Below are 6,434 nucleotides of genomic sequence, written 5' to 3' on the forward strand. Positions count from 1 at the left end.
CTTACGTTCGATCGCGCCCCTGATCATGACGTATCGGACCAAGGTCGGGGTTGCCCGGCGCGCCATCGCGGGAGCGTGGCGGTGACACGCAGAATGCCGCCACAGCATGGGCACTGGGATGGATCAAAGTGCGGTAGCCGCTTTGTGGTATCGCCGATCTCGGCGGCGACCGCCGCAATCGTCTCCGCCCGGATCAGGAGCTGCCTTATGGTGGCGAGCCGTGCCCGGCGGCAGCCGTTGGCAAGGAAGCCATAGTGGCGAATGCGATGAAAGCCGTCCGACAGGCTGTGGATGAGGAAGCGGCGAATGAACTCGTGGGGATGAAGCGACATCAGCCTGGGCGCGTTGCCATGACGGTAGTCGCGCCAGCGGAAGGTCACGATGGTCTCGTCAGCGCTGACCAGGCGACTGTTGGAGATGGCGACCCGGTGTGTGTAGCGGCCAAGATAGGCGAGGACATGCTCGGGCGATCCGAAGGGCGGCTTGGCATAGACGATCCAGTTCTTGCGCCGCAGCTTGCCGATCGCTGCGGTGAAGACATCGGCATCATCAAATCCATCCAGCTTGCCGGAGAAGCGTAGTCGCCCGGCTGCATGTGCCGCCTGAAGCCGCTCGAGAAACAGTCGCCGGAACAGGCGTGAGAGGACATGGACGGGCAAGAAGAAGTTGGGTCGGCAGCCGAGCCACCGGCCATCCGATGAAAGCGCTCCGCCGGGGACGAGGCAATGAATGCGAGGATGGTGAGTTAGAGCCTGGCCCCACGTGTGAAGAATGGCCAGAAATCCGATCTCGCCGCCGAGGTGCCTGGGATCGGCAGCGATGGTCTTGGGTGTCGGCGCGACGGCGTCGAACAAGATCGCATAGACGACCGCCTTGTTGTTGAACGCGATCTCGGCGACTTCGCTCGGGACCGTGAACACGACGTGGAAATAGGACACTGGCAACAGATCGCCTTGACGGTCAGCGAGTCACCGTTCGCGCTTCGCACTCTGGCACTTCGGACAATGCCGGTTGCGGCAAGAGTTGTAAGCGACGCGGACATGCGCGCAGTCCTCGCAGGCCTCGACATGACCCCCAAGCGCAGCGGTTCGGCACAGCTCGATCGCCGACATGACGCGCCGCTCGATGCGGCCAAGATGGCCGTCATGGGCTTGCGCATAGGCATGGCCATGGCGGCGGAAAATATCCGCCACTTCCAGATCGGAACGCATGGTCCCGGCTCAGGCGGGCGGCACCACCTCAAGGGTCAAACGATCAAACGGGCTCTGCGCTGCAGCGATCGTAGTCGCGGTAACCTGGGTGTAGCGCGCAGTCGTCGAGAGACTGTTGTGCCCTAACAGCACCTGGATGATGCGGATATCGACGCCGCTCTCGAGCAGATGGGTGGCGAAGCTGTGGCGCAGCGTGTGCACGCTGACCTTCTTGGTCAATCCAGCCGCCTTGGTGGCTGACCGGCAAGCCGAATGGAGCACAGTCACGTTGATCGGCCTCTCGCCCCGGCCGGGAAATAACCAGCCAGTCGGGCGCGTCAGGCGCCAATACGTCCTCAGGATATCGAGCAACTGGGCCGAGAGCATAACCGTGCGATCCCTGGCGCCCTTGCCGTGGCGAACCTGCAGCAGCATCCGGTCGCTGTCGATATCGCCGACCTTCAGGCTCACCGCCTCCGATACGCGCAGTCCCGCAGCATAGGCAGTGGTCAGCGCGGCACGCGACTTCAAGGACGGCACCGCTTCAAGAAAGCGTACCACCTCGTCAGGGCTCAAGATCGCCGGCAGCTTGCGAGGCGTGCGCGCATAGGCGATCCGCTCAGGTATCTCGCCCCGGTTCAACGTCACGCCATAGAAAAAAGCGCAATGCGCACACGGTCTGGTTCAGCGATGGCCAGGAAATCCCCTGCGACACGAGATAGACCTGAAATGCCCGGACATCCTCCAGCCCAAGCCGATCCAGTGAGCGTCCGAATTGGCGACTGAACTTCGTGACGGCGTGAAGGTAGGAACGCTGGGTGGCGGGCGACAAGTTGCGCAACATCATATCGTCGATCATACGGCGGCGCAGCGGGCTCGCCCCTGTTGTGGTCTCAGCCATGGGGTGGTCTCCTGGTTGAGAGCTGGTCCAGCAACCAAACCAACTCATCAGGAGCGACCATTCCGGCCTATACGCACGCCTCTCCCGCGTCAGCGGGTTCGTTCAATCGTTTTAATGATCCATCTCGCCGGCGCCAACATCATCGATGCGCGCATCCACGCCACGAGGTCCGGCTGGGCGGTCGACAATTTCCTGAGCCAGGACCCGCACGGGCGGCCGTTCCGCGAAGCGGCGCAGCTCGAGCGGATCGAACGCTCGATCGAGGATGCGCTCGCCACCGGATCGCACTCGAGCCGCGGCTGGCGCAGCGTCCGCTGCCGCACCACCGCTCCAAGGCTTTCGATGTCGACCCGAGGGTGGTGTTCGACAACAAGGCCTCGAACCGCTTCACCGTGATCGAGGTCCACGCCGGCGATCGCTCGGCGCTGCTCAACCGGCTGGCGCGCACGCTGTTCGAGGAGGGGCTGGTGGTCCATTCGGCGCATATCACCGCCTATGGCTAGCGCGCGGTCGTTACCTTCTACGTCACCGACGTCACCGGCTCGAAGATCACCTCCGAAGCACGGCTGACGCGGATAGAGGATGCGCTGCTCGAAGCGGCAAGTGATGCATTACAGGCACGGTTGGAAGATGCGTAACACCCGTTTGTCGGGGGAGTCTTGCAACTTCCATGCGCGTAGCTAGGGATGCGCGTCACAAAAGATAAAAGCATAAAAGTTGAACCAAGAGAGAGAAGCCCATGAAAACCCGTTATGCATCACTGCGCGTGCTCGCCCTTCTCGGTGCGGGCGCCGCGCTCGCCCCGGCCGCCGCGATGGCGCAGGATCAGACCGACACCGATCTGATCGAGAACGCCGATGTGGTGGACGACAATGTGATCGTCGTGACCGCGCAGGGCCGCGCGCAGGTGCTCGCCGACGTTCCAGTCGCGATCAACGCGGTTTCCGCCGAACAGCTCGAGCGTTCGGGCACCAACGACATCCGCGAACTGACCCAGGTCGCGCCCTCGCTGCTGGTCTCCTCGACCGGCAATGAAGCCAATGGCTCCGCGCGGATCCGCGGCATCGGCACGGTGGGCGACAACGCCGGGCTCGAAAGCTCGGTCGCGGTCTTCGTCGACGGGGTCTATCGTTCGCGCTCGGGCAATGCGCTGAGCGAGCTCGGCCCGCTCGACCGGATCGAGATCCTGCGCGGTCCGCAGGGCACGCTTGGCGGCCGTAATTCCTCCGCCGGCCTCATCTCGATCTACACCGCGCAGCCCGAATTCACCTTCGGCGGCCACGGCTCGATTTCCTACGGCAATTACGACGCTATCCGCGTCGAGGGCGGCCTGACCGGCCCGCTCAGCGACACGATCGCCGCGCGCGTCGACGGGGTCTATTCGCGCCGCGACGGCTTCTACAATGATGTCGTCAACGACACCGACGTCAACAATCGCGACCGCTATCTGGTCCGCGCGCAATTGCTGTTCGAACCGACCGAGGACATCAGCTTCCGCCTCGTCGGCGACTATTCCAAGAAGGACGAGGCCTGCTGCGCAGCGACCTTCGTCCAGACCGATTTCGCTCCGCTGGCACGGCTGAGCGACGACATCTCGCCGCTCTCGGCCGAAGCGAAGTTCGACTATCCCGGCTCCGCTACCCCGGCGCTGACCAGCACCGCCAACCCGATCATCCCGGTCCTGCTCGGTCTCGGGCAGAACCCGATCGCGCTCAACGGCGGTACCTTCAACCGCGACATCTACGTCACCCCGGGCCGCACCTATCAGGGCGAGACCGAGGATTTCGGCGTCTCGGGCGAGCTGAACTGGAGCTTCGGCGACACCACGTTGACCTCGATCACCGGCTATCGCGAATATTCCAACTTCCAGGCCTCGGATACCGACTACACCCAAGTCGATATCCTCTACCGCGCCCCGACCGAGGATGCCGGTGCGCGCGAGTTCAAGACCTTCACCCAGGAACTGCGCCTCTCCGGTTCGGCCTTCGACGATCGCCTCGAGTGGCTGGTCGGCGGCTTCTACGCCAATGAGAAGCTGGAATCGCGCGACAATCTGCGCTTCGGCACGCAATACGGCACGTTCGCCAATTGCCGCCTCGCCAATGCGCTTCAGCCCACGCTGGGGGCGCTGATCGGGCAAACCGTCGCCGATCCTTCGCGCGCCAACTGCTTCAACCCGACTGCCTTCGGTGCGATCCAGAGCGGCGCTGTGTTCGGTGCGGCAACCCCGGCGATCGTCGCCGGGCTCACCAATCTGGCGACGCTCAACGATCGGGGCGGAACCGGCGATGTCTACAACCAGCAGAGCGAGAGCTTTGCGGTCTTCACGCACAACATCTTCCACATCACCGACAATCTCGATCTGACGCTGGGGCTTCGCTACACCAACGAGACCAAGGATTTCGACGCCACCTTCGGCAATGACAATACCGTCTGCCCGACCAACCGCGCGATTCTCGGTCCGCTGCTGGGCGTGCCATCGCTGGCGGCCTTCGCGGGCGGCATCCTCGGTCTGTCGTGCCAAGGCAATTCGACCGCAGAGCTCGATGGTGTCTCGCTGTCGGACAGCCGCGACGAGAACGAGTTCACCGGCACCGCGGTGCTCAGCTACAAGCCGACCGACGACCTGATGGTCTACGCCTCCTACTCGCGCGGCTACAAGGCGGGCGGCTTCAACCTCGACCGTTCCGCGCTGGCCGAGCCGGTGTTCCTCAACGTCAACAATATCGACATCAGCCGGCTGCAGTTCGACCAAGAAACGGTCGACGCTTTCGAACTGGGCGCGAAATACTCGACCCGCGAATTCGGGCTGAGCGTCGCGGCCTTCCGCCAGGAGTTCACGAACTTCCAGTTAAACACCTTCAACGGGACGGTCTACTTGGTGCAAAACGTCAACGGCTGCAGCGATGATCTGGGCGGGGCCGACCGGGATGGCAGCGTCGCCACCGGTGCCTGCGCCGCGGACAATGTCATTCCCGGCGTGGTGGCGCAGGGGGTCGAGATCGAGGGCACGCTGAACCCCTCGCCCGATTTCAACGTCACCCTGGGGCTAACTTATGCCGACACCAGCTTCGAGAACGATCTGATCGGCAATGACAGCGGCGCACCGCTCGATCCTGCGCTGCGTCTGCTGCCGGGCGACAATATGTCGAACGCGCCGGAAATCACGGTGACCAGCTCGGTCTCTTGGACCCCGCCGATCGGCAACAGCGGGATGCGGGGGCTGGTGTTTTTCAACACCCGTCTGGTGAGCGACTACAACACCGGTTCGGATCTGCTGTACGGCAAGGAGCAGGACAGCTTCATGATCGCCAACGGTCGGATCGGCCTTACCAATATCGCCGGCCGCTTCGCGATCGAGGGCTGGGTCCAGAACATCTTCGACAAGGACTACACGCAGGTCGCGTTCAACACGCCCTTCGTCGCCGAGCAGCAGACCTATTCGGCTTTCCTCGCCGAACCGCGCACCTACGGGATCACGCTGCGCGGCGAGTTCTGACGCAGGGCCTCACAGGCACAACACGAAAGGGGGCGCTCTCGGGCGCCCCTTTTTGTTTGCGAGTTCTGCGTGTTGCGAAGCTCGCTCAGAGCCCGCGCGCGCCGAACAGCGCGCTGCCGACGCGGATATGCGTCGCGCCGAGCTGGATCGCGGTTTCGAAATCGCCGCTCATTCCCATGCTCAGGCCCATGCTGCGACCTGAAGACTGTTCCCCGGCCAGCCCGTGATCGCGCGCCAGCTTGTCGAGCAGCGCGAAGAACGGCGCGGGCTCGATATCCTGCGGCGGCAGGCACATCAGCCCGGCGAGCGGAATATCCGCAGCGCGCGCCTGCGCCAGAAAATCGGGCAGCTGGCCGATCGGGCAGCCGCCCTTCTGGTCTTCCTCGCCGACATCGACCTGGACGAAGCAGGGCACGCGGCGGCCGGTCTTGTCGAAGGCCTTGGCCAGCGCCTTGAGCAGGCTGGGCCGGTCGAGCGAATGGATACAGTCCAACAGCGCGGCCGCTTCCTCCGCCTTGTTCGACGGCAGCTGGTCAATCAGATGCAGCTCCGCATCGGGATAGCGTTCGCGCAGGCCAGGCCATTTGTTCTGCGCCTCCTGCACCCGGTTCTCGCCGAAGACGCGCTGGCCCTGTTCGAGCAGCGGCTCGATCCGCTCTGCGGGATGCGTCTTGCTCGCCGCGACCAGGGTCTCGCGCTAGAGGGGCGGCGGCGCCCTCATGTGTGGACGGCCCCCGCTGCGCAAGAGTTTTTCTGCGGTGATGATATCGGTCGGGTGCATCCATGTGTTCGGCCTGTTCGCGCAGCACCGTATGGCTGCTGGCCCTGATGAAGTCCGCAGATT

At 63.8% G+C, this 6,434-nt stretch carries 4 protein-coding genes and 2 pseudogenes; 2 read left to right on the top strand and 4 right to left on the bottom strand.

Translation table 11 applies throughout. The features are described 5' to 3' along the window. Positions 1–23 precede the first annotated feature (23 nt). The 3 genes and pseudogenes from Q9K01_RS14055 to Q9K01_RS15425 all read right to left on the bottom strand — a co-directional run bounded on the left by Q9K01_RS14055 (position 24) and on the right by Q9K01_RS15425 (position 2,091). Positions 24–1,211 (bottom strand): annotated as a pseudogene (locus Q9K01_RS14055) (IS91 family transposase). Positions 1,212–1,220: 9 nt separating this feature from the next. Beyond that, positions 1,221–1,832 (bottom strand): tyrosine-type recombinase/integrase, encoded by a 612-nt coding sequence (locus Q9K01_RS14060; RefSeq protein ID WP_340324279.1) that lies wholly within the window; start codon positions 1,830–1,832, stop codon positions 1,221–1,223. Continuing rightward, positions 1,810–2,091: a phage integrase N-terminal SAM-like domain-containing protein gene (locus Q9K01_RS15425; RefSeq protein WP_340324280.1), complete on the bottom strand. Its 282-nt coding sequence runs from the start codon at positions 2,089–2,091 to the stop codon at positions 1,810–1,812. The genes Q9K01_RS14060 and Q9K01_RS15425 overlap by 23 nt, the downstream gene beginning before the upstream one ends. A gap of 117 nt (positions 2,092–2,208) precedes the next feature. On the opposite strand from Q9K01_RS15425, the pseudogene Q9K01_RS14065 reads away from it, so the two are divergent. Both Q9K01_RS14065 and Q9K01_RS14070 read left to right on the top strand, forming a co-directional pair. Further along, a pseudogene (locus Q9K01_RS14065) lies at positions 2,209–2,729 on the top strand ([protein-PII] uridylyltransferase); the annotation flags it as partial. Positions 2,730–2,830: 101 nt separating this feature from the next. Next, the gene (locus Q9K01_RS14070; protein WP_305930750.1) at positions 2,831–5,590 is read left to right on the top strand and encodes a TonB-dependent receptor; all 2,760 of its coding nucleotides are present in this window, start codon (positions 2,831–2,833) and stop codon (positions 5,588–5,590) included. 85 nt (positions 5,591–5,675) lie between these two features. Here Q9K01_RS14070 and Q9K01_RS14075 read toward each other — a convergent pair whose 3' ends face one another. After that, entirely contained in the window at positions 5,676–6,278 is a 603-nt protein-coding gene (locus Q9K01_RS14075; protein WP_305930760.1) for a YggS family pyridoxal phosphate-dependent enzyme, read from the bottom strand. Positions 6,279–6,434: the final 156 nt, after the last annotated feature.

This window comes from Qipengyuania benthica (assembly GCF_030717865.1).
Taxonomy (GTDB): Bacteria; Pseudomonadota; Alphaproteobacteria; order Sphingomonadales; family Sphingomonadaceae; genus Qipengyuania; species Qipengyuania benthica.